Below are 26,471 nucleotides of genomic sequence, written 5' to 3'. Positions count from 1 at the left end.
CGCTGACCGGGAGATGTGCATGCGGCGATTCCGTTACTCTCTGGCCACGGCCGCGCTGACGGCCGCGCTCGCCGTCGTCATCAACCTGACCACCGCCCCGGTCCACCTGCCGTCCTGGGTGTACACGGCCATGTGGATCCCGTGTGCCCTACTCGTGTTCGCGGCGGCGGTGGTGGAGTGGCGGCGCGGCTCAGAAGAGCCGCAGCTTTCGGCGGCGGAGCAGCTCACGGCGGCAGCCGACGTACTGGCCCAGGCCACCCTGTCGCTGTGGTCGAAGCAGTCTGCGGCCTGGGGCATCGAAACGACCGCCGACCCGGTGCGGGTCACCTGGCACTGGGACCACCAACGGTCGCTGCCGATTCACGAAGTGTTCGACCGCCCCGGTGGGAAAGCTCGCCGGGCTCCCCGCCGTCGAAGCGCCGATCGCCGGAACCAGGTCGAGGACGGTCGCGGCGAACAGGGCGTGGTCAGCGACCTGCATGCGGACCTCTACCGGCGGATCCAGCGCCAGCAACTGCTCCTGCTCGGCCCGGCCGGTAGCGGGAAGACCGCGGCGATGCTGATGCTGCTGGTCAGGGCGGCCGAGGAGTGCGTCCAACCGATCATGACAGGGGGGCACGCCGGCACGCCGGTGCCGGTATGGGTGACCCTGGGCAGTTGGCACCCGGGCGAGAGGTCGCTGCTCGACCACGTGGTCAGGGAGATGGAGACGAACTTCCGGGCTCTTCGGCACCCGCGTTACGGCGCGGACGTCGCACGCCGCCTGATCGAGAAAGGACAGGTGGCGCTCTTCCTCGACGGCCTCGACGAGATGCCGGCGGCGGGGCAGCGGGCCGCGCTCACCGCGATCGCCCGTGAGGCTGCTGGGCTGCGGGTCGTACTCACCTCCCAGATCGAGGGGTACGACCGTGCGCGCGCCGGCGGACGGCTGCCCCGCCCGGTCGTCCTCCAGCTCGACCCGGTCGAGCCAGACACCGCCGCCGAGTACCTGCGCCGTGGCCACGACAGCGACCGGCAACGTCGGCTCTGGCGGCAGTTGACCGACCATCTGCGCAACCACCCCGACTCGCCGGTAGCGGAAGCCTTCGCCAACCCCCTGATCCTGAGTTTGGCCCGGGACGCGTTCGACGGGCCGGACGGTGGGGCATCCGACCCAGCTGAGCTGGCCGAGCTGTCGTCGGTGGCGGAGGTGAAGGCCCGCGTGATCGGCCAGTTCCTGAAGCGGGCCTACCCGGCCGGTTCCGGCCCGCGCGGCCGACGCGAGCGGCGGCGGAACCGGCGTCACCTGTTCTACCTGTCCTGGTTCGCCCACCACCTCCAGGGACGCCGCGACCTGCGCTGGTGGGAGATCCCGACCTGGATTCCCTTCGGGCCTCTGTCGATCGTTGTCGGCTTCGGAATCGGACTGCCGACGGCCGTGCTGGCTGGGACATGCGTGGCGTTGGCCAACGGCACCAGGGCCGACATACTGCTGGCTGTGCTCGGCGTGATCTTCGGCGCCGCCGCCACCGCAGGCGCGTGTGTTCTGGGATCTAAGCCCCCCGGCCCGGCACCAACCCCCGCTGACCCGATCGGCATGGACCCGCGGTGGCCGACCAGGGCGGAACTGCGCACGCTGTGGCTGCTCGGATCGGGTCCACCGCTGACCATCGGCGTAGCCACCGGACTTGTCCTCGGCCCGTTCGCCGGGGTGCTGCTCGGGTTGACGCTGATGGGCCTCTCAATCGTCGGCACGTCGATCGGTCGATCCAACGTGACATTCGGCCTGCTGGGCATCTGGCTGAAGCCGTTGGCCGACTCGCCGGCGAGCACCCCGGACGGCATTTACCGGGCCGACCGCCGCCGCACCGTGGTGACCGTGACTTCTGGCATCGTCCTCGGCGGAGTCCTGTTCGCGCTGTTCAATATCGTGGATCCGCCTCGACCCGGGATGGTGTCGGTCGGACCGGAGCTCGGCATCCTGCTCGGGATGTCGTACGGCATCTTCAGCGGCCTCGGCCCGGCGGTCCTGACCGGGTTCGCTCAGATCGTGTTGCTGCTGCGTGGGCGTCCGCCGGTTCGGTTCCCCGTACTGTTTCGAGAGGCGCTGCGACGGCAGGTGCTGCGCCAGGCCGGTGTGGTGTACCAGTTCCGGCACGCCGAACTCCAGGACCACCTGGCCGCCGCCTACCAGCGACGGCAGGATCCAGGCACGATACGCCGGCCGCCGGCGCCGGGGGCCGGCGGCGAAACCGCGGCGAGCCCCGGTGTCCGCGTCAGGCGGTGAGCCGACAGCCCACGGTCAGGCCAGCGGCACCTGGGCTGGCCGGTCCTCGTCGCCGACGTGGCGGGTACCCGCCGGCGCGGTGATCGGGGCCGTGACGATCCGGCTCGGCACCACCGGCGCGTCCCGGCCCGTGCCCCGCCGTCCGTCGCCGCCGGACGACTGCTCGTGGTAGTCCTGCTCCACGTTGACCGACCAGACGTCGTGCGTACTGCCCGTGGCGATGTTCTCCGCCGTCAGCATCGCGGTGAGCATCGAGTGGTCCTGGTTGTTGTAGCGGTGCATGCCGTTGCGACCCACCGGGTGCACGTTCGGCACCTCCTCGGCCAGCCAGGCCCGGATCACGTCCACGTTGTGCTCGTATCGCTCGTCGTACACCGGGTACGCCTTCGGCATCCGCACCACGTAGCCGGCCTCCACCACGCCCGGCCGGGCCAACCCCAGCCGCTCCAGCTCGGCGGTGGCCAGCGCCACCAGCTCGGCGTCGGGGGTACGCCACATCTCGTCGTCCTCGAAGACGAAGTACTCCAGACCCAGGCAGGTGCGGCCGTCCTTGACCAGGTACGGCGACCAGGAACCGAAGTTTTGGATCCGGCCCACCCGCGCTCCCGGGTCGTGCACGTAGATCCAGTTGTCCGGGAACGAGAACTCGGCCGGCACCACCAGCGCGACCGTCAGGAAGTCGCGGTAGCGCAGGTCGGCGGCGCAGGCCAGCACCTCCGTCGGCGGCGCCGGCCGCAACGCGGTCACCAGCTCGGAGATCGGCATCGACGAGATCACGTGGTCGGCGGCCTCAGTGCGCTGCCCGCCCGCCCCGTTGACCGTCACGCTGACCGCCCGCCGTCGCGCCGGGTCGCGGTGCACCGCGGTGACCCAGGTGCCGGTCGACACCTCGCCGCCACGGTGGCGGACCTGCTCGGCGCACCGCTCCCACATCATCCCCGGCCCGTACTTCGGGTACTGGAACTGCTCGATCAGGCTGGTCACGTCCGTGCGGAACCGCCGGGGCAGCACGGCGTTGCGGATGGCCTTCGCCAGTGACAGGTTCTTGATCCGCTGCGCGGCCCAGTCCGCCTGGAGCCGATCGGCCGGCATTCCCCAGACCTTCTCGGTGTACGTCTTGAAGAAGATCGAGTACAGCCGCCAGCCGAACCGGGCCGACACCCAGCCCTCGAAGTGCGACTGGTCCCGGGGCGGGCGCAGCCGGGCCCGGGCGTACGAGCCCAGGCAGCGGGCCGCCTCCGGCAGCCCCAGGTTGCGCAGCGCGTTCGCCGCGCTGAGCGGGTAGTTGAACAGCGCCCCCCGGTAGAAGATCCGGCTCATCCGGGGCCGGGTCAGGAAGTCCTCGTCCGGCAGGATCTCGTGCCAGAACGCCTCCACCCGGGGCACCTTGGTGAAGAACCGGTGCCCGCCGATGTCGAACCGCCACCCGTCGCGCTCCACGGTCCGGCTGATCCCGCCGACCACCTCGTCCGCCTCGAACACCCGGACCGGCAGGCCGTGCCGGAGCAGCTCGTACGCCGCCGTGAGGCCCGCCGGCCCCGCGCCGATGACCACCGTGCCGTGCTGCTCGCTCATGCCGCCGCGCTCCCTGCTCACCGCTGTGGTTGAGGCGCGGCGCGTACCCGTTCTGCGGCGGACTTCACCCGCGCGACCGCACCGGTATGTGACGGTTTCGGCTCCGGCGGCGCGCGCGGCGGCGTACAACGGGAAGAGTGGCGCCCCCGCGCGGAGGGTGGGCCGGGGCGGACCGGGGGAGCGGGGCGGATGCGCCGGTGGCGGAGCGGCCGGGGGCGCGCGAGGGCGCTCGCCCCCCGGCTGGCCGCGACGGCCCGGGCCGGGGCACGGCTGGCCCGCCGGGTGCCGGCCCCCTGGCCGTACCTGCTGGGCCTGTTCCTCGGCGCGAAGCTGCTGCTCACCCTGGTCGGGCTCCTGGTCCTGCACGCCTGGGACGGCGTTCCCGGCGCGCCGCCGGCCGACGAGGCGTTGATGTGGGCGCAGCAGCGGGAGATCTCCGGGCACCGGTGGATCTCCTTCTGGTTCGCCTGGGACGCGCTGCTCTACCTACGGCTCAGTGAGCTGCCGCTGACCGGGCCGTGGCGGGACTTCGGCTTCCCCCTGCTCTACCCGTTCCTGGCCCGGCCGGTCGGCGCGCTGCTCGGCGGCGACAACGCGCTGGCCCTGCTGCTGATCAGCAACGTCGCGTTCCTGCTGGCCCTCTGGTACGGCTACCGACTGGCCGAGCTGCTGCTCGGCGACCCGGACGGGGCCCGCCGGTTCACCCGCTACCTGGTGCTGCTGCCCACCGCGTTCCTGTTCCAGGCCGCGCTGACCGAGTCGCTCTTCGTCTGCCTCGCGCTGGCCGCGTTCTACTACGCCGAGCGCCGTCGGTGGCTCCTGGTCGGCGTACTCGGCTACTTCCTGGCGATGAGCCGGTCGGTCGGCCTGCTCGTCGCGCTGCCGCTGGCCCTGGTGCTGCTCCGCCAGCACGATTGGCGGCTCGGCCCGCGCGCCCTGCTCGGTTACCTGCGGATCGGCTGGCCGTTGCTGCTGCTGCCCACCGGGTGGTTCACCTTCATGGCGTTCTGCCGGTGGCGGGGCGGGGACTGGTTCGCCTACCAGCACGCCCAGCAGGTCGGCTGGGGGATCGAGGTGCAGAACCCGCTGCCGGTGCTGCTGGACGGGCTGGCCGGGGAGCCCCGCGACGCCGCCCGGGTCTGGTTCGCCGTGGCCGTGCTGGCCGTGCTGATCGCCGGGTTCCGCCGACGGGAGCTGCCGTACCTGGTGTACGGCGTGCTCATGGTCCTGGTGCCGCTGTCGATGGGCCCGGCGGTCTACAAGAGCCTGCTGCGCTACCTGCTCGCCGCCTTCCCGGTCGCCCTGGTGCTGGCCCGCTGGGCACGCCGCGCCACCGTCGACGTGTGGCTGACCGCGGCCCTCGCCCTGGTGCAGGGCGCGCTGTTCGTGCTCTGGCTCAGCTACTGGACCCACATGATCATTTGAGTGGCGCCCGAGCGCGCCCCGCGCTGGGTCCGGCCGGCCGGCCTGTGCGAACCTGCATCCCGACGACGTCCGAACCGCACCCCGTGGAGGCACCGTGTTCGCCCTGCCGCTGACCGAGGAGGTCGAGCTGCGCCCGCTGGACCCGTGGCGGGCCGAGGAGTTCCTCGCCAACCTGGACCGGGCCCGGGAGCACATCCAGCCCTGGGTGTCGCCGTCCTTCGTCGCCACCGACCTGCCCTCGGCCCGGGCGGTGCTCCAGCGGTACGCGGACCGCTGGGCCCGCGACGCCGGCGGCATCTGGGGCCTGTGGTGGCGCGGCACGCTGGTCGGCGGGGTCATGTTCGTGTCGTTCGACGCGGCGCTGGGCGTCTGCGAGGTGGGCTGCTGGGTGGAGCCGTCGGCGCAGGGTCGGGGCATCGTCGCGCCGGCGGTCCGCCGGATCGTCGACTGGGCGGTTCGCGAGCGCGGCATCCAGCGGGTGGAGTGGCGCACCAACGCCGACAACGCCCGCAGCATCGCGCTCGCCCGCCGTCTCGGCCTGCGCCACGACGGCACGCTGCGGCAGGTCTACCCGGGGCCGCAGGGGCGGATCGACCTCGAAGTCTGGTCGGTGCTGGCCGACGAGTGGCTGGTCGGGCCGGCCGTTGCGCAGTCCACCGTCCACTGACGACGGCGGGTTCTGTCGTACCCGGACGGCACCATGCATCCATGGCCGTCCCCGCGCTCACCCCGCACCCCGATCCGCCGCGCTCCGTGCCGCTGCGCGAGGCGCGCACCCGGTTCAGCCAGCTCGTCGCGCTGGCCGAGCTGACCGACGCGGTCACCGTCGTCACCCGCGACGGCGATCACCGCCCGGTCGCCGCGATCGTCCCGGCCGCTGCCGCCCGCAGCGGCGCACAGGCCCGCGCCGACGCCGACCGGCTCGCCGCGGTCACCGCGGGCTGGGCCCGTCGCCTCGACGAGCAGCACCGGCGCAGCAGTCACCGGCACGCGGCCGAGCTCGGTGCCGTTCGCGCGGCACTGGCCGAGGTGTGGGCCGAGCTGGACCGCCGTGTCGTCCCGGGCAGCGACCCGGCGCTGGCACGGCTGCGCGCCGCGCACGCCGACCTCCTCGCCGGCTGAGCCGTCCCCGCCGGGCCGCCCGGCGGACGACGGGGCACCGCGACCAGGTGTCAGCCGGTGGCCGGGTAGGCGTGCGTCTCGGTCGCCTTGACCGCCACCCAGACCTGCTGGCCGGGGATCAGCCGCAGCTGGGCGGCGGCGGCCGGGGTGACGTCCGCGGCCACCCCGATCGGCCCGTCCAGCTGCACCCGCACGTTGTCGCCGTGCCGCTGGACCCCGGCCACGGTGCCCGCCCAGGTGTTGCGGGGGCTGCCCTCCGGTCGGCGCGGGTGCAGGGCCACCGCCGCCGGGCGGAAGGCGACGAACGCCTCCCCGTCGAGGCGGTCGGCGACGGTGAGGGTCAGCTCCGGTGCGACCCGCACCCCGTGCCCCTCGGCCCGCCCCCGATAGAGGTTCAGCCCGACCAGGCGGGCCACGTAGTCGGTGCGCGGGCGGGCCGTGACGCTGGGGCCGTCGCCCTCCTGCACCACCCGTCCGCCCTCCACGATGACCAGACGGTCGGCCAGCGCCAGCGCGTCCAGCGGGTCGTGGGTGACCAGCACCGTCGCCCCCGGATGCGCGGACAGGTGGCGGTGCAGCTCCGCGCGGGTGTCCAGCCGGGTGCGGGCGTCCAGTGCGGCGAGCGGCTCGTCGAGCAGCAACAGCGATGGCGTGACGGCCAGCGCGCGGGCCAGCGCCACCCGCTGCGCCTGCCCGCCGGAGAGCTGCCGGGGCCGGCGGTGCGCCTGCTCGGCCAGCCCCACCCGGCCGAGCCAGTCCCGGGCGGTGGCCCGCGCCGCCCGACGGTCGACGCCGTGCCTACGCGGCCCGAAGGCCACGTTGTCCAATGCGCTGAGGTGCGGAAAGAGCAGATAGTCCTGGAAGACTACGCCGATCGGCCGGCGTTCGGTGGGCACCCAGCGCCGGCTCGCCGGCCGGTCCAGGTCGGCGCCGCCGAGCGTGACGTGCCCGGCGCTGAGCGGGTGCAGCCCGGCCAGCGCGCGCAGCGCGGTGGTCTTGCCGGCGCCGTTCGGCCCGAGCAGCGCGACCACCTCGCCGGGCGCGACCCGCAGCGGCACATCCAGCCGGAAGGCGCCCCGGTCGACGACGAGCCGGGCGTCGAGCAGTGACGCGGTCACGGGCTGGTCATCCAGCGGTCACGTAACGCGGCCAGGATGACCACCGAGACGGTGAGCAGCACCAGGCTGAGCACGATCGCGGACTCCAGGTCGGTCTCCAACGCCAGGTAGACGGCGAGTGGCATGGTCTGCGTCCGGCCGGGATAGTTGCCGGCGAAGGTGATCGTGGCGCCGAACTCGCCGAGCGCCCGGGCCCAGCAGAGCACCGCGCCGGCGGCCAGCCCCGGTGCCACCAGCGGCAGCGTGACGTGGGTGAAGGTGGTCCACCGGCCGGCGCCCAGCGTCGCGGCGGCCTCCTCGTAGCGGTGGTCGGCAGCGCGCAGCGCCCCCTCCACGGCGATGACCAGGAACGGCATGGCGACGAACGACTCGGCCAGCACGACACCCGCGGTGGTGAACGGCAGGGTGACGCCGAACGTGGCGTCGAGCCACCCGCCGAGCAGCCCGCGCCGGCCGAAGACCAACAGCAGCGCCACCCCACCGACCACCGGCGGGAGCACCAGCGGCACGGTGACCAGGGCGCGGACCAGTCGCCGGCCGGGGAACTCGACCCGGGCCAGCAGCCAGGCCAGTGGCACCCCGAGCAGCAGGCAGAGCATGGTGGCCAGGGTCGCGGTCTGCACCGACAGCCGTAGTGCGGTCAGCGCCCCCGGCTCGGTGAGCCGCTGCGGCAGCGTCGTCCACGGTGCCCGCACGACCAGCCCGGCCAGCGGCAGGACGAGGAAGAGCAGCCCCAACCCGGCCGGGATCAGCAGCGCCGCCGGCACCCGGCCGCGCCGCCGGGGCACGGCGGTGTCGAGGACCCGGCTCACGGGGCCTGGAAGCCCGCTTCGGCGAGCACCGCCTGCGCCGGCGCCGAGCGCACGTACGCGACGAAGGCCTGCGCGCCCGCCCGGTTCGGCGCGTCCTTCAGCGCCACGATCGGGTAGTCGTTGACCGCCCGCGCCGACTCGGGGAACTCGACGCCGGTCACGTCGGCGGTCGCCGCGCTGGCGTCCGTGCGGTAGACCAGTGCAGCGTCGACCTCGCCCAGCTTCACCTTGGCCAGCGCTCCCTTGACGTCCTGCTCCAGGGTGACCGGCGTCAACGCGACCCCAGCCGCCTCCAGCGCCGACCGGGCAGCCGCGCCGCAGGGCACCTGGTCGGCGCAGAGCGCCACCTTCACGCCCGGCCGGGTCAGGTCGGCCAGCCCGGTCACCCCCCTCGGGTTGCCCCGGGGCACCGCGATCACCAGCTGGTTGCGGGCGAAGGTGCTCGGCGTGCCGTCGGCGTTGCCCGCCTCGGTCACCGTGGTCATGTTCCGCGAAGCGGCCGAGGCGAACACGTCGGCCGGTGCGCCCTGGTTGATCTGGTTGGCCAGGGCGGAGCTGCCCGCGAAGTTGAACGTCACGGTGCTGCCCGGGTACGCGGCCTCGAAGTCCTCGCCGATGCGCGTGAACGACTCGGTCAGCGATGCGGCGGCGAACACGGTCACCGCGCCGGTGACCCGATCGTCCCCGGTGGTGCCGTCCGGCGTCGGGTCGTCGCCTCCGCCGCAACCGGCCACCGCCAGCCCGGCCACCGCCACCAGTACGGCCACCGCCGTACGCACCGCCCGCGCCCTCATCCGCCCGACCTTCCCCTGGCCGGGGCGGGTGCGGCCCGCTCCACCACCACCGTGGTCGACTTGATCACCGCGACGGCCACCGAGCCGACCCGCAGGTCAAGCTCGTCGACGGCCTCCCGGCTCATCAGCGACACGATCCGGAACGGGCCCGCCTGGATGTCGACCTGCGCCATCACGGTGTCCTTGCGTACGTCGATGACGATGCCGCGCAGCCGGTTGCGGGCGGAGGAGAGCTCGGCGCCCACGGCCGGATCGGCGGCCTGGGCGCGGGCCAGACCCGCCAGGTCCGCGCCGTCGATGACCCGATGGCCGTGCGCGTCGCGCCCGGCGGTCAGTCGCCCGGCGTCCACCCAGCGGCGCATCGTGTCGGCGCTGACGCCCAGCAGCTCGGCCGCCTCGCCGATGCGAAACATCGTCACCGGCCCACCCTAGCCCTCGCATCTGCGAGCGGAAAGACCGGAAGGGGTTGCGTTTTACGTCTCCCTGTCCCCGCTCGCCGGGAGGCGGACGGGCCCGGCGTGGGTGGGGTCAGCAGCCGGGGACGCCGAGCGGGGCGGCGCCGGCGAGGGCTTCGAGGGTCGCCGTCGGGGCGACCGACTCCGTCGGGACGGGGCTCGCCGTCGGGGTCGGTCCGGCCGAGGGCGAACCGCTGGGCGTACGGGCCGGGGCGCCGGGGTCGGCGAGGGAGGCCGCGCTGCGTTGGACCCGCTTCGCGACCATCCGGATGGTGGTGGCGGTTGCCTGGCGCCCGTACACGTCGGTGACCCTGATGCTGTAGGGCCCGGGGCCGATCCCGCGCTCGACGGTCCAGTAGTTGTCGTTCTGGCGGACCGCCGCGCGGAAGCCGCCGCCCGGCCCCTTCGCCTCGACCGAGCGGAGCGGGTTGCCGTGGTTGCCCACCTGCACCGCGAACCACCACTGCGAGGCGCCGTTCTTCATCCGGAAGGTGAGGCCCCCGTCGAGCGGCGGGCTCACCACCGCCCGGTACGTCACCGGCACGACGCCCTGCGCCCGGTCGGCGATCCGGGCGAACGCCTCCTCGGAGAGGTCGATGCGGCCGGGCGTGCACCCGGCGCACTGATCCATGACCACGACCCGGACCGTGCCCTTCGGGCCGCTCACGTCCAGGTAACCGCCGCAGGCCGCCGCCCCCGCGTACTCCGACGGGCCGAGTGCCACGTAGAGCCGGTCCGCCGGAGGGCTCGGAAAGGAGCAGTTGCCGCCCGAGCCGCCCGCGTCGTAGAAGGAGGCCTTTCCCTTGTGGACGGTGGCGCCCGTCGGTGGCGCGGCACAGGCCGGGGCGGAGCCGGAGCGTACGGCGAGGGTGATGCCGACCACGGCGGCCAGGGCGGTGACCCCGGCGCCGGCCATCCAGTGTCTGACCCGCCGATTCCACCGGTGCGTGCCGCTGTCGCCGGCCTGGGTGTCGTTCTCGAGGTCCCTGCCTGGTGCGGTCACGGCGCCTGATGTTGCCCCACCTCCGGTGGCAGCGCAACAACGTCCGAGGCGGGCCGCCCCGATCAGTCCAGCACCTCCACGGTGTCACCGACGCTGACCGTACGACCGTCGCGGGAAGGCCCGCCCGGTTCGGCCCGCACCGTCATCTGGAGACCGAAGCGGAGCTTCCGGCCGATGTTCCGCCGTGCGGCGAGCATCCACAGCGGCTCCCGCCCCCGCTCCCCGGTCTCCTGGTCGATCGTCGCGACCAGACAGCGGCCACACTCGTCGACGCCGTGGAGCACCGCCCCGCCGATCCTGATCCGCCGGCCGACCCACTCACCCTCGGCCCACGGCGCGGCACCGCTGACCACCAGGTTGGGGCGGAACTGGATCATCGGCAGCGGCCCCTCGGAGCTGCCCGACTCCAGCAGCCAGTCGTTGAACGCGTCCAGCGACGCGGTGTTGGCCAGCAGCAGCGGAGTGCCGTCGGCGAAGCTCACCTCGGCGCCGGAGCCGGCCGGATCCGGCCAGGGAACGCGGTTGCCGGCGGGGTCACCGAGCCAGACCAGCCGAGCGGTGCGCCCCAACAGCCGGTTGAGCCAGTCGTCCGCCTCGCGGCCGGCGGCGCGTACCGGTGCGGGCGGCCGCCCCCGGAACACCCGGACCTGGATCGCCTCGCCGCCGGTCGGTTCGGCCAGATCGAGCGGAGCCAGGCCCGGCGCGTCCAGGGTCAGCCCGCCCGGCCGGGACACCGCCCGCACCGTCACCAGTTCCCGGTGCTGGCGCTGGGTCAGGCCGAGCCCGTGTCCGTCCACGATCAGCCAGCGCCGGTCGCCGTCCAGGCCCCACGGCTCGACCCGCGCCGTGTCGCGGTCCATTCGGCGGCACCCCTTCACCGGATAGGTGTGGATCGAGGCGACTCGCATCCGGCCAGGATGACACGACGTGGCGTGACGCGGGCGCCCTCGCTCCGGCAGCCCGGGTGGGGTCAGCCCCGGCGCGGGTGGCCCTTGAGATGCCGGCCCAGCTCGCGGGCGATCTCCCGGTTGGCGTCCCGCTCGGCCAGCGTCTGCCGCTTGTCGTAGGTGCGCTTGCCCTTGGCCAGGGCCAGCTCGACCTTGGCCCAGCCGTTGTCGAAGTACATCGACAGCGGGACCAGGGTCACGCCACCCTCGCGGACCTTCTCCAGGATCCGGTCGATCTCGGCCCGGCGCAGCAGCAGCTTGCGGTTGCGCCGGGGGGCGTGGTTGGTCCACGTGCCGTAGGCGTACTCGGCGATGTGCAGGCCGTACAGCATGATCTCGCCGTCCCGCTCGTGGGCGAACGCGTCCACCAGCGACGCCCGCCCCTCGCGCAGCGACTTCACCTCGGTGCCCACCAGCACGATGCCCGCCTCGTACGTCCGGAGCACGGTGTAGTCGTGCCGGGCCTTCTTGTTCGAGGCGATCAGCCGGCGTTCGGGCTGCTTGGACGGGCTCACCCCGCGACGATATCCGGCCCGCCGCTCAACCCGTCCGCCGCAGGTCCGCGCGCAGCCGCTCGGTCAGGTCCCGCTCCGCCGCCGCGAACGCCTCATCCGACTCGCACGGCCAGTGCCCCAGGATCGGCGGCGGCACGCTGTCGTACGGCGGTGGCACCACGTCGTGCGGGTCGACCAACCGGCGGTCCACGGAGGCCTCCGGCCCGGTGACCGTCCCGGGGTCCCCGGGACGGTGCGGAGCGAAGATCCAACCTCCGATGGGGTCGGTTTCCCGCCACAGGTTCACCCAGCGCCAGCCGACCCGCTCGCCGATCTCGCGCAGCACCTCGTCGTCGACGTAGGCGGGAAACAGCTGCGAGTACAACCGCTGCAGCGGCGTCCCGTAGGTCAGCAGGGCGACCCGGTCGGTGGTCCGGGGCGGCAGTTGCAGCACCGTGGCGGCGAGCAGCACCGAGCCGTGACTGTGCCCGGCCAGCAGCACCGCCTCGCCCTGGTCGACCAGATAGGTGATCCGCCGGGTCAGCTCCGGTACGGCCCGCTCGGCGTAGCAGGGCGGGGCGAAGGGGTGCGCCGCCCGGGGCCAGAACGTCCCCAGGTCCCAGAGCACGCCCACGTACCGGCGGAACTGCGCCGTCCGGTACGCGAAGATGCCGCCGACCACCAGCCCGAGCACGATCGCGGCGATCGCGTAGCTGCCCATCCCGATCAGAAAGTTGACCATGTCGGCGGGCAGCCGGACGTAGCGCTGGATCACGTCACCGGGATAGAGCTGGAGCAGGCCGAGCACGCTGGCGGCCAGGCCGACCGCGGCCAGCCCGGCGTAGACCACGGTGAGCGGGGGCAGCCGCTCGGTGAACCGGGCCCGGGCCACCGCCTGCTCGACCTGACGCAGCCGCTGCGCCGCGTCCGGCGGCGCGTGCGGGAAGTCGGCGGCCACGATCGCGGCCGCGGCCCGCCTCCGCTCGCGCCAGCTCAGCACCGTGACCACGCCGCCGAACAGCAGTGCGGTCAGCACCGCGATGAAGAACCCGAAGATCGCCCACTTGTACGCCAGTGGCGGGCTGGTGGCCAGTCGGTCCGCGGTCTCGCCGTCGCGGTCCAGCAGGTCCGACACCCGGTAGACCAGCTCGGCGGAGAACGCCACGGCGAGGCCGGCGCCCACCGTGACGAAGGCCGGCGCGCCCAGCGCGCGCAGCGGTGATGCCCCCGGCGGCCCGCCCCGTCGCCAGATCACCAACGCGGCGAGTACGAGCAGCAGCGCGGTCTGGCTGGCGAACAGCCAGGCGACGAGCGCGCCGTACCCGGGCAGCTCGCGGCCGTGCGGCCACGGCTTCGGGCTGATGATCGTGTACACGATCACCAGGATGGTCAGGCCGCAGGCGATCGTGCGTAGGCCGCGGGTGAGCCCGTCGAGCCGGGCCGACGGGCCGGGCCGGTCGATGCTCTGCACCACGGTGAGCAGGACGAGGCAGGCGAGCAGCACCGCCCCGGTGGCCACGACCAGCACCCCCATCACCCAGGACGCACCCTCGCTGATCCGGGCGGCCAGCAGGCTGCCGTCCAGGGTGGCGAACGCGGCGGCGACGTGCACCGAGCGCAGCCTGCCCACCAGCGGCGTGCCGTCCCACTGGCCGACCGCGCTCAACCGGTGCGCGGCGGCGGCGGAGGAGGGCTCCCGGGTCCGGAACGCGTCGAACGAGTGGCTGGGGCGGGCGCCCAGCCACCAGACGACTCCGATGGCGGCGACCGGCACCAGCGCCAACACGCCGAGGCGCAACCCGGCCGAGCGCCCGCCGAGCCAGGACAGCCAGGTCCGCCCGGCCATGCAGGACGGGGTGCCCATGCAACGCCAGGCGATCAGGTCCAGCGCCACCCCGACGATGGAGAGCACGTAGAGCATGGTGAGGGTGAGCGCGAGCACCCGGCACAGCGCGACGATGCCGTGCTTCGAGGCGTAACCCGCCGGGCGCATCCAGAGCGCCACGTTGCAGAGCATGAACGGCAGCAGGAACACCAGCGACAGCGTCCGCACGGCCGTGCCGGACGGCAGGTCGCTCCAGCGGTACGCCTCCAGCATGATCCCGTCGGTGCCCTTGGTGTCGGGATAGCCCTCACGTGGGCGGTAGAACCCGCCGCTGCGGTCCCCGGCGACCTGGTGGACGTGCGGCCGGTCCAGCACCTGGTCGGCCCCCGCCCCCGAGACGCCGTGCACCCGCAGCTCCACGACCCGGTCCGACGTCGTTCCGGTCGTCGACGCGTCCGCCATGGGCCCCCCGAGGTGTGCGCGGCAGTCGGGCGGGTCGTCGGTGTGCGGCCACCCGCGCGGCGACCCGGCTTACCCGCCTCGCGCCCGACCAACCGTGAACCGCGTCCCGTACCGACCCGGCCCGGTGCGGCGTACCCCTGGTAGGTGGTTTTATGGGCGCCATGGCGAACCCGGTGATCCTGACCGTCGACGACGACCCGGTGGTGTCCCGGGCGGTGGCCCGGGACATCCGTCGCCGGTACGGCGACCGCTACCGGGTGCTGCGGGCCGCCTCGGGCCCGGAGGCGCTGGACGCGCTGCGGGAGGTCAAGCTGCGTGGCGAGCAGGTGGCGCTGCTGCTGGCCGATCACCGGATGCCGGAGATGACCGGAGTCGAGTTCCTGGAGGCCGCGATGGACATCTTCCCGGCCGCCCGCCGGGTGCTGCTCACCGCGTACGCGGACACCGACGCCGCGATCGAGGCGATCAACGTGGTCGACCTGGACCACTACCTGCTCAAGCCCTGGCATCCGCCGGAGGAGAAGCTGTACCCGGTGGTGGACGGCCTGCTGGAGGCGTGGGCGGTCACCCCGGACGCGGCGACCACCGAGATCCGGGTCGTCGGGCACCGCTGGTCGGCGCCGTCGTTCAAGGTCCGCGACTTCCTGGCGCGCAACCTGGTGCCGTACCGCTGGTTGCTGGCCGACGACCCGGAGGGCGCCCGACTGCTCGACGCCGCCGGGGCCACCGCGGCGGACGTGCCGCTGGTGGTGACCGCCGAGGGCAAGGCACTGATCGCTCCGAGCGAGGCCGAGCTGGCCGGGCTGGCCGGGTTGACCGTGGTGCCCGCCTCCGACTTCTACGACCTGGTGGTGATCGGCGGTGGCCCGGCCGGCCTGGGCTCCGCGGTGTACGGCGCCTCGGAGGGGTTGCGCACCGTGCTGGTCGAGCGGCGGGCGACCGGCGGGCAGGCCGGCCAGAGCAGCCGAATCGAGAACTACCTGGGCTTTCCGGACGGCGTCTCCGGGGCGCAGCTGACCGACCGGGCTCGGCGGCAGGCGGTGAAGTTCGGCGCCGAGCTGCTCAGCGCCCGGGAGGTCGTCGGTCTGAGCGAGGCGGGCGGCGCCCGGCTGCTGCGCTTCGGAGACGGCACCGAGATCGCCGCGCACACCGTGGTGCTGGCCACCGGGGTCTCCTACCGGGTGCTCGACGCCCCGGGGCTGGCCGATTTCACCGGCCGGGGGGTGTTCTACGGCTCCACGGCCACCGAGGCGCCGAGCTGCGTCGACCAGGACGTCTACATCGTCGGCGGGGCGAACTCGGCCGGCCAGGCCGCCGTGCACTTCTCCCGGTACGCGGCCCGCGTGCACCTGCTGATCCGGGGCGCCGACCTGACCGCCTCGATGTCCCGATACCTGATCGACCAGCTGGAGCGCATCGACCGGATCACCGTGCACCCGCACACCGCGGTGGTCGGTGGCGCCGGGCAGGATCACCTGCAACGGCTCACCCTGTGCGACACGCGTACCGGCGAGGCCCGCTCGGTGGACACGTCCTGGCTGTTCATCTTCATCGGCGCCGAGCCTCGGACCGACTGGCTGGACGGGGTGCTGGTCCGCGACGGGCGCGGCTTCATCGTGACCGGTCCGGATCTGCTCGCCGGTGGGCGGCGTCCGGCCGGCTGGTCGCTGTCGCGCGATCCGTACCACCTGGAGACCAGCCTGCCGGGGGTGTTCGCCGCGGGTGACGTGCGAGCCGAATCGGTCAAGAGGGTCGCCTCGGCCGTCGGCGAGGGCGCCATGGCCGTGTCGCTCGTGCACCGTTACCTGGAGGCCCAGTGAGCGCGAGGAGTGAGCCGGGTTTGCGAGCCCCGCAGTCGCGAACGAAGGAGGCCCAGTGACCACCGAGAGCGACCGGCTGACACCCGCGCAGCTGCGTACCCTGTTCCTGTTCGAGGCCCTCGACGACGGGCAGTTGGACTGGCTGGCCGAGCACGGCCGGGTGGAGCAGCGCGCGGGCGGCACCCTGGTGTACGCCGAGGGCGAGGACGCCACCTGCTTCTTCGTCCTGCTGCGTGGCGCGGTGGCGTTGAGCCGGCAGGTACGCGGCGACGACATCGAGGTCAGCCGCACCGAGCAGCGCGGGGTGTACGGCGGCGCCACCCAGGCGTACCTGGGCGACCAGGTCGAGCAGACCTACCGCAACAGCCTGCGGGCGGTGACCGACGCGGAGTTCTTCGTGCTGCCGGCCGAGGATTTCGCGTACGCCCTGCGGTCCTGGTTCCCGATGCCGATGCACCTGCTGGAGGGCCTGTTCTTCGGGATGCGGAACAGCCAGACCATCGTCGGCGAACGGGAGCGGCTGCTCGCGCTGGGCTCGCTCTCGGCGGGGCTGACCCACGAGCTGAACAACCCGGCCGCGGCGGCGGTGCGGGCCACGTCGGTGCTGGGCGACCGGGTCGCCGGGATGCGGCACAAGCTCGCGATGATCGCCGACGGCCGGCTGGACGGTCGGGCGCTGCACGGCCTCGTCGCGTTGCAGGAGGAGGCGGTGGCCCGGGTGGCCACCGCGCCGAAGCTGACCCCGATGGCGACCGCCGACGCCGAGGACGCGCTCACCGACTGGCTGGAGGAGCACGGGGTGAGCGGCGCCTGGGATCTGGCGCCGATCCTGGTCGGTGGCGGGCTCGACGCGGCCTGGTTGGGGCGGGTGAAGGCGGCGGTCGGCCCGGCGGACCTGGAGGCGGCGGTGCGGTGGCTCACCTACACCGTCGACACCGAGCTGCTGATGCGTGAGATCGGCGACGCGGTGACCCGCATCTCCGGGCTGGTCGGTGCCGCCAAGCAGTACTCCCAGTTGGATCGCGCGCCGCACCGGGTGGTGGACGTGCACGACCTGCTCGACGCGACGCTGGTGATGTTCAAGGGGAAGATCCCCGCGCAGGTCAAGCTGGTCCGCGAGTACGACCGCGGCCTCCCGCCGGTCCCGGCGTACGCCGCGGAGCTGAACCAGGTGTGGACCAACCTGATCGACAACGCGCTGGGCGCGATGGGAGAGAAGGGCACGCTGACCGTCCACACCGGACGCGTCGGCGACCTGCTGGCGGTGGAGATCACCGACACCGGCCCCGGCATCCCGCCCGAGGTGCGTCCGCGCATCTTCGAGCCGTTCTTCACCACCAAGCCGGTGGGGGCGGGCACCGGGCTGGGGCTGGACATCTCGTACCGGATCGTGGTGCACAAGCACCACGGCGACATCCGGGTGGAGACCGAACCGGGGCGGACCACTTTCCGGGTCCTGCTGCCGGTCAACGAGGGCACGCCGCCGTCCTGACCTGCGGACCGGTCGTTTCGGCGAGGGCCGAACGATGACGGCCGTACGGTCAGCGACCATGACGATCAGCCACTCACCACCCGTCGCCGAGCACCTGACGATCAACCCGAGCATCCTGTACTTCGGTACCCCGGTGGTGCTGCTGAGCACCGAGAACGACGACGGCAGCGCCAACCTGGCACCGATCTCCTCTGCGTGGGCCCTCGACCACGTCGTCGTGCTCGGCCTCGGCGGCGAGGGGCAGACCGCGTACAACCTCGCCGCCCGCCCCGATGTGGTGATCAATCTTCCCGCTGCTGATCAGTGGGAGGCCGTCGAGCGGCTCGCGCCGCTGACCGGACGGCACCCGGTGCCGGACTCCAAGCGCGACCGGTTCCGGCACGAGTCGGCGAAGTTCGAGGCCGCCGGCCTGCGGCCGCAGCCGTCGTACCGCGTCCGACCGCCCCGGGTGACCGAGTGCCCGCTGCACCTGGAGGCCCGGGTCTCCCGGATCCACGCCGACGCCACTGACTCGTTCCTCATCGTCGAGGCCCACGTACTGGCGGTGCACGCCGACGCCCGCATCGTCGTGCCGGGCACCGACCATGTCGACCCGGGGGCCTGGCATCCGTTGATCTACAACTTCCGCCACTACTTCGGGCTCGGCGCCGAGATGGGTCACAGCTTCCGCTCGGAGACGCCGGCCGGCTGACCTGGCCGGCTCGGGATCATCCGGATGGGGTGACGACACGCCATTGGCACACTCGTGCGACGCGCCGGTCACCTGGAGACATCGGGCAGTTGCACACAGTAGGGTCGGGCGGCATTGGTGATCCCGCCCCGAGGAGGGTACGTGGAGTCGATGGCCCGCCAGCGTACCGCCTCATTGGACGACGATCGGCCAGGCGACCCGCCGGTGCTGCCGGAGCTGGAGGACGCCGTCTGGATGCACCACGCGAGGGAGGTCGCCCACACCAGCTTCTGGGCGGTGGCCCGGCGGCTGCCCCGGCTGGTCCGGGAGGCGGTCGGGCTGGCCTGGGCCACCAACCGCCGGGACACCGTCGCCTCCATCGGGCTCAACGTCGCGGCCGGGGTGATGACCACGTTCGGCCTGCTCGCCACGACCAGCGTGCTGCGCGAGCTGTTCGCCGCAGGTCCCACCCCGGACCGGGTCCGCTCGGCCCTGCCGGCGCTGATCGTGGCCGCCACGGCGGTGTCGGCCCGCGGTGGTCTGACGATCGCCGCCGGTTGGGCTCAGGCCCGGTTGACCCCGCAGATCAACTACCAGGTGGAGCTGCGGCTGTTCGAGGCGACCACGGCGGTGGACCTGGCCGCGTTCGACGACGCGGGGTTCGCCGAGGAGATGGACCGCGTGCGGGACCGGGGGATGGGCGAAGCGGCGTACATCGTCGATCACACCGTCAACCTGGTCACCGGTGTGGTCGGAATCCTCGCCACCGCGGTCGCGGTGACCGTCATCCAGCCGCTGCTACTGCCCTGCCTGCTGCTCGCGGCGATACCCCAGGCGATCACGGCGGTGCGGATGGCCCGCCGGGAGTACCTGGCCATGCTGGCGCGGATCACCCGGCGACGTCGGATGTGGATGCTGGCCCATCTGATGGCCAACCGGCGCACCGCCGCCGAGGTGCGCGCCTATCAGATGCGCGACTTCCTGCTGGCCGAGTACCGCGCTGTGATGGCCGTCGAGACCCGGGCCCAGTTGCGACTGGTCCGCTCGCAGACGGGCACCCGGGTGGTGGGCGCGTCCGTCGCGGGGCTGGCCACCTTCGGGGTGTACGCGGTCCTCGGCGGTCTGCTGCTGGGCGGAATGGTCGCCCTCGCCGCCGCGGCGACCGCCATGCTCGCCCTGCAGTCGGCGCGGACCAGCCTGGGGGTGGCCGTCGTCGCCACCAACTCGCTCTACGAGGACGCCCTCTACTACCAGGACTACCGGGACTTCCTGGACCGTGCCGGCAGCCGGGTGCCGATCGGCGGTGAGCGGGCGGCCGACGGCGTCGACGCGGTCGAGCTGGACGAGGTGAGCCTGCGCTATCCGGACACTGACGCGCCAGCGGTGGACCGGGTCAGCCTGACCGTCCGGCGGGGCGAGGTGATCGCGCTGGTCGGCGAGAACGGCTCCGGCAAGACCACCCTGGCCAAGCTGATCGCGGGGCTCTACCAGCCGACCGGCGGGGTGATCCGCTGGGACGGCGTCGACGCCGCCGAACTGGACCCGCGTACCGTCGGCGCGCAGGTGGCCGTGATGACCCAGGATTGGTGGAGGTTTCCGTTCACCGCCGGGCAGAACATCCGGGTCGGGCGGCACGACCGGCCGCCGGATCGACCGGGCCCCAGCGTGCAGGATGCCGCCGCCGCGGCCGCCGCCCACGACATGATCGTCGGTTTGCCGCACGGCTACGACACCCTGCTCGACCGGGAGTTCAAGGATGGCCACGAGCTGTCCGGCGGGCAGTGGCAGCGGCTGGTCGCCGCTCGGGGCCTCTACCGGGACGCCGCCCTGCTGATCTGTGACGAGCCGTCGGCAGCCCTGGACGCCCGCGCCGAACACGCTCTGTTCCAACATCTGCGTCGCCGACCGGACCGCGCCGTCGTCCTGATCACCCACCGGCTCGCCAACGTCCGGCACGCCGACCGGATCTTCGTCATGGACCGGGGTCGACTCGTCCAGCAGGGCAGTCACGACGAGCTGATGGCGGCCGGCGGCCTCTACCGCGAGCTGTTCGACCTCCAGGCCAGCGGCTACCTCGCCGGCACCGACGACGCGCTACCCCGCTGAGCACCGGGCAGCTCGCGCGGCTGAGGCCGACCCACCTGGCCCAAGGTCGGGCCGGGCCGGGGCGGCCGGGGGAGGGGAGGTCAGGCGCGGCGGTCGCGGGTGAGGAAGTCGGCGAGCACCCGGGTGTGGGTCGAGAACGCCAGCTCCACCGGCTCGGTGAGCACCAACCACTCAGTCGCCTCCTCGGTCGGCGCCGACGGCGGCAGCTCCTCGGCCCGCCGTTCGGGCAGCACCCCGAAGATCATCATCGTGCCGCCCGCCGGGGCGCCGTGCACCGCGAACAGCCGGGCGTCCTCGGCGCCCGCCACCAGCCCGGTCTCCTCCCGCAGTTCGCGGACCAGCGCGTCGGACCACTCCTCGCCGTACTCGATGAAACCGCCGGGCAGCGCGAGCAGCCCGCGGGCCGGCTCGATGTCCCGGCGGACCACCACCACACCCAGGCCCTCGGCGGTGCGGACCGGCAGCACGGCCACCGCGACGGGCAGCGGGTTGCGCCAGACGGTCTCGGCGCAGGCCGCACAGACCCGCGGCCAGCCCGCCGCCGGGTAGGCGGTGCCGCAGTAGGAGCAGTGCGAGTACGGCGTACCGGTCATGCCGCAGCACGTTACCCGCACCGCCGTCGCGGTCCTCGGGCCGGCGGCGGCGGTGCGGATGCGCTGCTCAGGCGGCGGGGGTGCCGGTGTAGAAGGCGGTGGTGCGTTCGGCGGCGGCCTTGGCCTCGTCGGCGTCGGTGCCGCCGGCGATGCTCGCCTGACCCCACAGTTCGCTGCTCAGCTCCGTGAACCGCCGGCCCTCGTCGGAGACGCTCCACTCGGCTGCCTGCTCCGGCGAAACCCCGCTGCCGTCGGCGGACAGGTACGAGGCGAGACCGAGCAGGCCCAGGTCCCAGCCGACGCCGACGGCGCCCGGCCCGAACTGGGCCCACCGGTCCTGGTCGACGTGCGCGATGTGGTCCAGCTCGAATCGGGTCCGCTCGTCGTCGACCGGGGTGAGCCGCACCTCGATCCAGCTCACCTCGCCGCCGAACTCCCAGGTGGCGGTGAAGCGGTGCGGCGGGTCGCAGCTCTCGACGGTGCCGCTGGCGTTGTCCTGGAGCTGGTACCGCCCGTGCAGCCGCAGGTCGCCGCTGATCGGCAGGAACCAGCGCGGGATGCGCTCGGCGCTGGTGCAGGCGTCCCAGAGATCCTCGACCGTCGTGTGGTACGTCTGGCTGATCGTGGTCACCCGGGCCTCGCCGGCCTCCAGGGTGCGGCTGCCGACATGGCGCTGGACCGCGTTGATCTGCTCGATCGCGTTGATCATTGTGGGTTCCTCTCCTCGGGTGGGTCGGCGGGCCCGCGCAGCCGGCGTTCGCGTCGGCCCCGGGCCAGCTCGGTGGCGAGTGCCGCCAGGGGCGGCGTCCAGAACCGGCGGAAGTGCTCCAGCCAGCCGTCCACCTCGCGCAGTGGGCGCGGGTCGACCGCGTAGAGCCGCCGGGCGCCCTCCGGCCGCACGGTGGCGAAGCCGTTGTCCCGCAGCACCTTGAGGTGCTGGGACACGGCGGGCTGGGAGATGCCGAACTCCTCGCGGATCACCGCGCTGACCGCGCCGGCGGTCTGCTCGCCACCGGCGAGCAGCTCCAGGATGCGGCGCCGGACCGGATCGCCCAGCACGTCGAAGGCGTGCACGACGACCTTTATATCAGGACGAGCTTATTTAAGCCAACGGTGATATGCCGATCAGCTTGTCGAGTCGGATCGGCAGGTCGCGGATTCGTACGCCGGTCGCGTGGTGCACCGCGTTGGTGATCGCCGCCGCGGTGCCGACGATGCCGATCTCGCCGATGCCCTTCACCCCGGCCGGGTTCAGCTCGCCGTCCTGCTCGTCCAGCCAGTGCGCCTCGATCCGCTCCACGTCCGCGCAACCCGTGATGTGGTAGGTGGCCAGGTCGTGGTTGACCCAGTCGCCGTACCGCTCGTCGAGCACGCCCTCCTCGTGCAGCGCCATCGACAGGCCCATCGTCATGCCGCCGATGAGCTGGCTGCGCGCGGTCGTCGGGTTCACCACCCGCCCGGCGGCGAACACCCCGAGCAGCCGGTTCACCCGCACCTCGCCGGTGTCCGCGTCCACCCGGACCTCGGCGAAGTGCGCCCCGTACGCGTACCGCGGCAGCGCGGGCTGTTCCCGCACCTCGTCGGCGGTGCTCACCTCCGCGGTCACCTCCCGGTCGGACGGCACCCCGCCTGGGGTGTCCCGAAGCTTCTCCCGCAGCGCCTCACACGCGCGGATCACCGCCCAGCTCCACGAGGAGGTGCCCATCGAGCCGCCCGCCACCCCGGCCGGCGGCAGGTCGCTGTCGCCGATCTGGATCTCCACCCGCTCCGGCGACACCCCCAGCGCGTCGGCCGCCACCTGCCAGAGCGCCGTCCGGGCGCCGGTGCCGATGTCGGTGGCGTCGATCCGGACCAGGAAACCGCCGTCGGGGCGCGCGGTGGCCGTCGCGGCGGAAGCCCGCGCCCGCGCCGGGTAGCTCGCGCCGGCCACCCCGGTGCCGACCAGCCAGCGCCCATCGCGCCGGGCCCGGGGTGCGGGGTCCCGGTCGGCCCAGCCGAACCGGCGGGCCCCCTCGCGCAGACAGGCAACCAGGTTGCGGCTGGTGAACGGCTGTCCCAGCTCGGGGTCGACCGCGGGGTCGTTGCGGATCCGCAGCTCCACCGGGTCGATGCCGGCCTCGGTGGCCAGCTCGTCCATCGCCGACTCCAGGGCGTACGCGCCGGGGCACTCGCCCGGGGCGCGCATCCAGAACGGCGTGGGCACGTCGAGGCGGGCCAGCCGGTGCGTGGTGCGCCGGTGCGGCGCGGCGTACATGCTGCGCGTGTAGACGGCGACCTGCTCGGCGAACTCCTGAAGGGTCGAGGTCTGGGTGATCGAATCGTGGCAGATCGCGGTGAGTCGCCCGTCGGCGTCGGCGGCGAGCCGGACCCGCTGGATGGTGGGAGTGCGGTAGCCGACCGGCCCGAACAACTGCTGCCGGGTCAGCGCCAGCCGAACCGGCCGGTCCACCTGCCGCGCCGCCAGCGCGGCCAGCACCACGGCCGCTTTGGGGTATCCCTTGCTGCCGAAGCCGCCGCCAACGTGCTGCGCGATCACCCGGACCGACTCGCGGGGCAGCTCGAACAGTTCGGCCAGGACTGCCTGCACCGGCGTGGCGCCCTGGTTGGAGTCGTGCACCAGCAGTCGCCCGTCCCGCCACTGCGCGGTGGTGGCGTGCGGCTCCATCGGGTTGTTGTGGTACGCCGGCGTCCGGTACGTGGCGTCCAGCCGTACCGGCGCGGCCGCGTACCCAGCGTCGAAGTCGCCCTCCGCCGTGTCCGTCGGGTAGCTGGGGTTGACCTGGTCCGGCCGGTACAGGCCGGGGTGGTCGGCGGTGAGCACCGTGCTGTGCGGCCCGGCGTCGTAGTCGATCCGGACCAGCCGGGCGCCCTCCCGGGCCGCCTCCAGGCTGGTGGCGACCACCACCGCGATCAGCTGCCCCCGGTAGTGCACGGCCGGCTCCTGCAACAGCCACAGGTCCGGCTCCGGCCCGGGCGCTAGTCGGGGCGCGTTGCCGTGGTGCACCACGGCGAGCACGCCGGGCAGCGCGAGCGCCGGCGCGGCGTCGACCCGGGTGATGCGTCCCCGGACCACCGCCGCCGGCACCGCCCAGCCGTAGGTGACCCCGTCCACCGGGTACTCCACCGCGTACCGTGCCGTGCCGGTGACCTTCTCCCGACCCTCCAACCGGGGATACGCCCGCCCCACCGCGCCGGTGGTCATGGTGCGGAGGTCCCCTCGGCCAGCTCGGTCAGGGCCCGCACCGTGATCGCCCGGGTCAGCGGCAGCTTGAAGCCGTTGTGCCGCAGCGGGCGGGCCTCGGCCAGCTCGGCATCGGCGGCCCGCGCCGCCAGCTGCGGGCTGAACGGCCGCCCGCGCAGCTCCTCCTCGGCCCGGTACGCCCGCCACGGCCGGTGTGCCACCGCCCCGTACGCCAGCCGGACGTCGCGGACCACGTCGCCGTCGAGGTCCAGCACCGCGGCCACCGAGCCGACGGCGAAGGCGAACGACGCCCGGTCGCGCACCTTGAGGTACGCCGAGCGGCGCGCGGCCGGCAGGTGCGGCAGCCGGACAGCGGTGATCAGCGCACCTCGGGCCAGGGTGGTCTCCCGTTCCGGGTGCTCGCCGGGTGAGCGGTGCAGCGCCGCCAGCGGAACGTCCCGCGGACCGTCGGGCTCGTGCACCTCCACCACGGCGTCCAGCGCGGCGAGCGCGACCGCCAGGTCCGACGGGTGGGTCGCCACGCACAGGTCGGACCAGTCCAGCACGGCCAGGTCGCGGTTCTGGCCGTGCCGGGCGGCGCAGCCGCTGCCCGGCTCGCGCTTGTTGCAGGCCTTGCCGGTGTCCTGGAAGTAGACGCAGCGGGTGCGCTGCAACAGGTTGCCGCCGGTGGTGGCCAGGTTGCGCAGCTGCCCGGAGGCGGCGGCGAGCAGCGCGCGGGCCAGCACCGGGTAGTCGCGCCGGACCACCGGGTGGGCGGCCAGGTCGCTGTTGCGGACCGTCGCGCCGATCCGCAGCCCGCCGCCGGGCAGCTCCTCGACGGCGTCCAGCGGCAGCCGGGTCACGTCCACCAGCAGGTCGGGCCGCTGCACCCCGAGCTTCATCAGGTCCACCAGGTTGGTCCCGCCGGCCAGGTACGCCGCCTGCGGCTCGACGGCCAGCACGGCGACCGCCTCGGCCACGCCGGCGGGCCGGTGGTAGCGGAACGGTCTCACCTCGTCGTCGCCGTCTCGCGAACGGCCGCGACGATGTGCGGGTACGCGGCGCAGCGGCACAGGTTGCCGGCCATCCGCTCGCGGATCTCCGCGTCGGTCAGCTCGGGCGGGGCGGTGAGGTCGCCGGTGACCGCGCTGGGCCAGCCACGGGCGACCTCGTCGAGCATGCCACGGGCGGAGCAGAGCTGGCCGGGGGTGCAGTAGCCGCACTGGAACGCGTCGTGCGCGACGAAGGCGGCCTGGAGCGGGGACAGCTCGTCCGGGCCGGCCAGCCCCTCCACGGTGACCACCGACCGGCCGTCCAAGGTGACCGCGAGGAGCAGGCAGCTCTTCACCCGCCGGCCGTCCAGCAGCACCGTGCACGAGCCGCACTGGCCGTGGTCGCAGCCCTTCTTCGCCCCGGTCAGGCCGAGCTGTTCGCGCAGCGTGTCCAGCAGGGTGGTGCGGTTGTCCAGGGTCAGCTCGCGGTGCGCGTCGTTGACGTCGAACGCCACCCGGGACGAGTGCCGCTCGTCGGTGGTCGTCTCGCTCTCCGGTCCGCCCCGCACCGGCTCAGACTAGCTTTGCCAGTACATATCCGGGCGAACAACCCATAGACCCTCGCACGGAAGGATCCGGCGGGTCAGCGACCCGCGGCCCGTCGGCGGCGCAGCCCTTCGCTGGTGAACGCGTGATACACGATCATGACGATGACGCCGATCAGGCCCAGCATCGGATTGACGAACCAGCCGAGCAGGCCGCTGAGCCCGTAGAGGACCAGGCCGGTGACCGGTCGCAGCCGCTGCGTCCGCACGTACCCGGGACTGACCCCGCGCTGGAGCAGCTCCGGGTGGCGGTGCAGATAGCCGAAGAACACCAGCCACGGCGCCGACATCAGCGCGGCGGCCAGCGCGTACAGGGCGACGGCGGCGCGACGGTCGGCGGTGTCGCCGTGGGTGAGCGCGGACGCCAGCACGGCGGTCGGGAACGGGATGATCACCGCGCCGAAGAGGATGCCGAGGTTGATCCAGCTCAGCGCGAGGGTGGTGGCGCGGATCAGCCGGACCAGCGCGTGGTGGTTGAGCCAGAGCACGCCGACGTAGACGAAGGACACCACGAAGGCCAGGTAGGACGCTCCTTCGTCGAGCAGCCCGGCCAGCAACTCACCCGCGTGGTACTCCGGCACCCGCAGCTCGATGACCAGCAGCGTGATGACGATGGCGAAGACGCCGTCGCTGAACGCGGTCAACCGGTCCGTCTCGGACATCCGTGGCCCGGTGTCGGGCTGCTCGACCTCGTCGGCTGCTGCGGCCATTGGC

24 protein-coding genes are annotated in these 26,471 nt (G+C 73.4%); 8 read left to right on the top strand and 16 right to left on the bottom strand.

Going from position 1 to position 26,471, the window contains the following annotated elements; translation table 11 throughout:
* Nucleotides 1–19: 19 nt before the first annotated feature.
* Nucleotides 20–2,266, top strand: a complete 2,247-nt coding sequence (locus ACWD6N_RS16160; protein ID WP_354962362.1) for an NACHT domain-containing protein — start codon at nucleotides 20–22, stop codon at nucleotides 2,264–2,266.
* A gap of 15 nt (nucleotides 2,267–2,281) precedes the next feature.
* On the opposite strand, the gene ACWD6N_RS16155 is transcribed toward ACWD6N_RS16160, so the two are convergent.
* Entirely contained in the window at nucleotides 2,282–3,841 is a 1,560-nt protein-coding gene (locus tag ACWD6N_RS16155; RefSeq protein WP_354962361.1) for an NAD(P)/FAD-dependent oxidoreductase, read from the bottom strand.
* Between the two features lie 189 nt (nucleotides 3,842–4,030).
* Between ACWD6N_RS16155 and ACWD6N_RS16150 the strand changes: the two genes are divergently transcribed.
* From ACWD6N_RS16150 to ACWD6N_RS16140, 3 genes are all read left to right on the top strand, one after another.
* On the top strand, nucleotides 4,031–5,266 hold the full coding sequence (locus ACWD6N_RS16150; RefSeq protein ID WP_354962360.1) for a hypothetical protein: 1,236 nt from the start codon (nucleotides 4,031–4,033) through the stop codon (nucleotides 5,264–5,266).
* 94 nt (nucleotides 5,267–5,360) lie between these two features.
* Nucleotides 5,361–5,933 carry a GNAT family N-acetyltransferase gene (locus ACWD6N_RS16145; RefSeq protein WP_354962359.1) on the top strand — a complete coding sequence of 191 codons (573 nt, stop codon included), beginning with the start codon at nucleotides 5,361–5,363 and terminating at the stop codon, nucleotides 5,931–5,933.
* A gap of 41 nt (nucleotides 5,934–5,974) precedes the next feature.
* Nucleotides 5,975–6,388: a type II toxin-antitoxin system Phd/YefM family antitoxin gene (locus ACWD6N_RS16140; protein ID WP_354962358.1), complete on the top strand. Its 414-nt coding sequence runs from the start codon at nucleotides 5,975–5,977 to the stop codon at nucleotides 6,386–6,388.
* A 50-nt stretch (nucleotides 6,389–6,438) separates the two neighbouring features.
* Here the strand turns inward: ACWD6N_RS16140 and ACWD6N_RS16135 are convergent, their stop codons facing one another.
* From ACWD6N_RS16135 to ACWD6N_RS16100, 8 genes are all read right to left on the bottom strand, one after another.
* A complete protein-coding gene (locus tag ACWD6N_RS16135) occupies nucleotides 6,439–7,506 on the bottom strand; it encodes an ABC transporter ATP-binding protein (protein WP_354962357.1) in 1,068 nt (355 codons plus the stop codon).
* The gene (locus ACWD6N_RS16130) at nucleotides 7,503–8,318 is read right to left on the bottom strand and encodes an ABC transporter permease (protein ID WP_172899115.1); all 816 of its coding nucleotides are present in this window, start codon (nucleotides 8,316–8,318) and stop codon (nucleotides 7,503–7,505) included. The genes ACWD6N_RS16135 and ACWD6N_RS16130 overlap by 4 nt, the downstream gene beginning before the upstream one ends.
* A complete protein-coding gene (gene modA, locus ACWD6N_RS16125; protein WP_354962356.1) occupies nucleotides 8,315–9,112 on the bottom strand; it encodes a molybdate ABC transporter substrate-binding protein in 798 nt (265 codons plus the stop codon). The genes ACWD6N_RS16130 and modA overlap by 4 nt, the downstream gene beginning before the upstream one ends.
* Entirely contained in the window at nucleotides 9,109–9,531 is a 423-nt protein-coding gene (locus ACWD6N_RS16120) for a TOBE domain-containing protein (RefSeq protein ID WP_354962355.1), read from the bottom strand. Before ACWD6N_RS16120 ends, modA begins: the two co-directional genes overlap by 4 nt.
* Nucleotides 9,532–9,640: 109 nt before the next feature.
* A complete protein-coding gene (locus ACWD6N_RS16115) occupies nucleotides 9,641–10,570 on the bottom strand; it encodes an expansin EXLX1 family cellulose-binding protein (protein WP_354962354.1) in 930 nt (309 codons plus the stop codon).
* 62 nt (nucleotides 10,571–10,632) lie between these two features.
* On the bottom strand, nucleotides 10,633–11,478 hold the full coding sequence (locus ACWD6N_RS16110; protein ID WP_354962353.1) for an MOSC domain-containing protein: 846 nt from the start codon (nucleotides 11,476–11,478) through the stop codon (nucleotides 10,633–10,635).
* Between the two features lie 62 nt (nucleotides 11,479–11,540).
* The gene (smpB, locus tag ACWD6N_RS16105; RefSeq protein WP_354962352.1) at nucleotides 11,541–12,032 is read right to left on the bottom strand and encodes an SsrA-binding protein SmpB; all 492 of its coding nucleotides are present in this window, start codon (nucleotides 12,030–12,032) and stop codon (nucleotides 11,541–11,543) included.
* Nucleotides 12,033–12,057: 25 nt separating this feature from the next.
* The gene (locus ACWD6N_RS16100; RefSeq protein WP_354962351.1) at nucleotides 12,058–14,298 is read right to left on the bottom strand and encodes a hypothetical protein; all 2,241 of its coding nucleotides are present in this window, start codon (nucleotides 14,296–14,298) and stop codon (nucleotides 12,058–12,060) included.
* Between the two features lie 152 nt (nucleotides 14,299–14,450).
* On the opposite strand from ACWD6N_RS16100, the gene ACWD6N_RS16095 reads away from it, so the two are divergent.
* The 4 genes from ACWD6N_RS16095 (at nucleotide 14,451) to ACWD6N_RS16080 (ending at nucleotide 20,386) form a co-directional block, all read left to right on the top strand.
* The gene (locus ACWD6N_RS16095; RefSeq protein WP_354962350.1) at nucleotides 14,451–16,118 is read left to right on the top strand and encodes an FAD-dependent oxidoreductase; all 1,668 of its coding nucleotides are present in this window, start codon (nucleotides 14,451–14,453) and stop codon (nucleotides 16,116–16,118) included.
* Between the two features lie 55 nt (nucleotides 16,119–16,173).
* On the top strand, nucleotides 16,174–17,610 hold the full coding sequence (locus ACWD6N_RS16090; RefSeq protein ID WP_354962349.1) for an ATP-binding protein: 1,437 nt from the start codon (nucleotides 16,174–16,176) through the stop codon (nucleotides 17,608–17,610).
* Nucleotides 17,611–17,668: 58 nt separating this feature from the next.
* On the top strand, nucleotides 17,669–18,301 hold the full coding sequence (locus ACWD6N_RS16085) for a flavin reductase family protein (RefSeq protein WP_354962348.1): 633 nt from the start codon (nucleotides 17,669–17,671) through the stop codon (nucleotides 18,299–18,301).
* A 150-nt stretch (nucleotides 18,302–18,451) separates the two neighbouring features.
* Entirely contained in the window at nucleotides 18,452–20,386 is a 1,935-nt protein-coding gene (locus ACWD6N_RS16080; RefSeq protein WP_354962586.1) for an ABC transporter ATP-binding protein, read from the top strand.
* 80 nt (nucleotides 20,387–20,466) lie between these two features.
* Here the strand turns inward: ACWD6N_RS16080 and ACWD6N_RS16075 are convergent, their stop codons facing one another.
* The 7 genes from ACWD6N_RS16075 to ACWD6N_RS16045 form a co-directional block, all read right to left on the bottom strand.
* Nucleotides 20,467–20,979 (bottom strand): NUDIX domain-containing protein, encoded by a 513-nt coding sequence (locus ACWD6N_RS16075; RefSeq protein WP_387322287.1) that lies wholly within the window; start codon nucleotides 20,977–20,979, stop codon nucleotides 20,467–20,469.
* Between the two features lie 67 nt (nucleotides 20,980–21,046).
* On the bottom strand, nucleotides 21,047–21,688 hold the full coding sequence (locus tag ACWD6N_RS16070; RefSeq protein WP_354962346.1) for an SRPBCC family protein: 642 nt from the start codon (nucleotides 21,686–21,688) through the stop codon (nucleotides 21,047–21,049).
* The gene (locus tag ACWD6N_RS16065) at nucleotides 21,685–22,053 is read right to left on the bottom strand and encodes an ArsR/SmtB family transcription factor (protein WP_354962345.1); all 369 of its coding nucleotides are present in this window, start codon (nucleotides 22,051–22,053) and stop codon (nucleotides 21,685–21,687) included. The genes ACWD6N_RS16070 and ACWD6N_RS16065 overlap by 4 nt, the downstream gene beginning before the upstream one ends.
* Nucleotides 22,054–22,081: 28 nt before the next feature.
* The gene (locus ACWD6N_RS16060) at nucleotides 22,082–24,181 is read right to left on the bottom strand and encodes a xanthine dehydrogenase family protein molybdopterin-binding subunit (RefSeq protein ID WP_354962344.1); all 2,100 of its coding nucleotides are present in this window, start codon (nucleotides 24,179–24,181) and stop codon (nucleotides 22,082–22,084) included.
* The gene (locus ACWD6N_RS16055) at nucleotides 24,178–25,173 is read right to left on the bottom strand and encodes an FAD binding domain-containing protein (protein WP_354962343.1); all 996 of its coding nucleotides are present in this window, start codon (nucleotides 25,171–25,173) and stop codon (nucleotides 24,178–24,180) included. The genes ACWD6N_RS16060 and ACWD6N_RS16055 overlap by 4 nt, the downstream gene beginning before the upstream one ends.
* Nucleotides 25,170–25,667 (bottom strand): 2Fe-2S iron-sulfur cluster-binding protein, encoded by a 498-nt coding sequence (locus ACWD6N_RS16050; RefSeq protein WP_354962585.1) that lies wholly within the window; start codon nucleotides 25,665–25,667, stop codon nucleotides 25,170–25,172. The genes ACWD6N_RS16055 and ACWD6N_RS16050 overlap by 4 nt, the downstream gene beginning before the upstream one ends.
* Nucleotides 25,668–25,795: 128 nt before the next feature.
* The gene (locus ACWD6N_RS16045; protein WP_450004940.1) at nucleotides 25,796–26,467 is read right to left on the bottom strand and encodes a TMEM175 family protein; all 672 of its coding nucleotides are present in this window, start codon (nucleotides 26,465–26,467) and stop codon (nucleotides 25,796–25,798) included.
* Nucleotides 26,468–26,471 lie beyond the last annotated feature (4 nt).

The organism is Micromonospora sp. NPDC005163, from assembly GCF_053599835.1.
The sequence above is the reverse complement of the archived record's forward strand: the minus strand, read 5'-3'. Positions and strand labels throughout refer to the sequence as shown.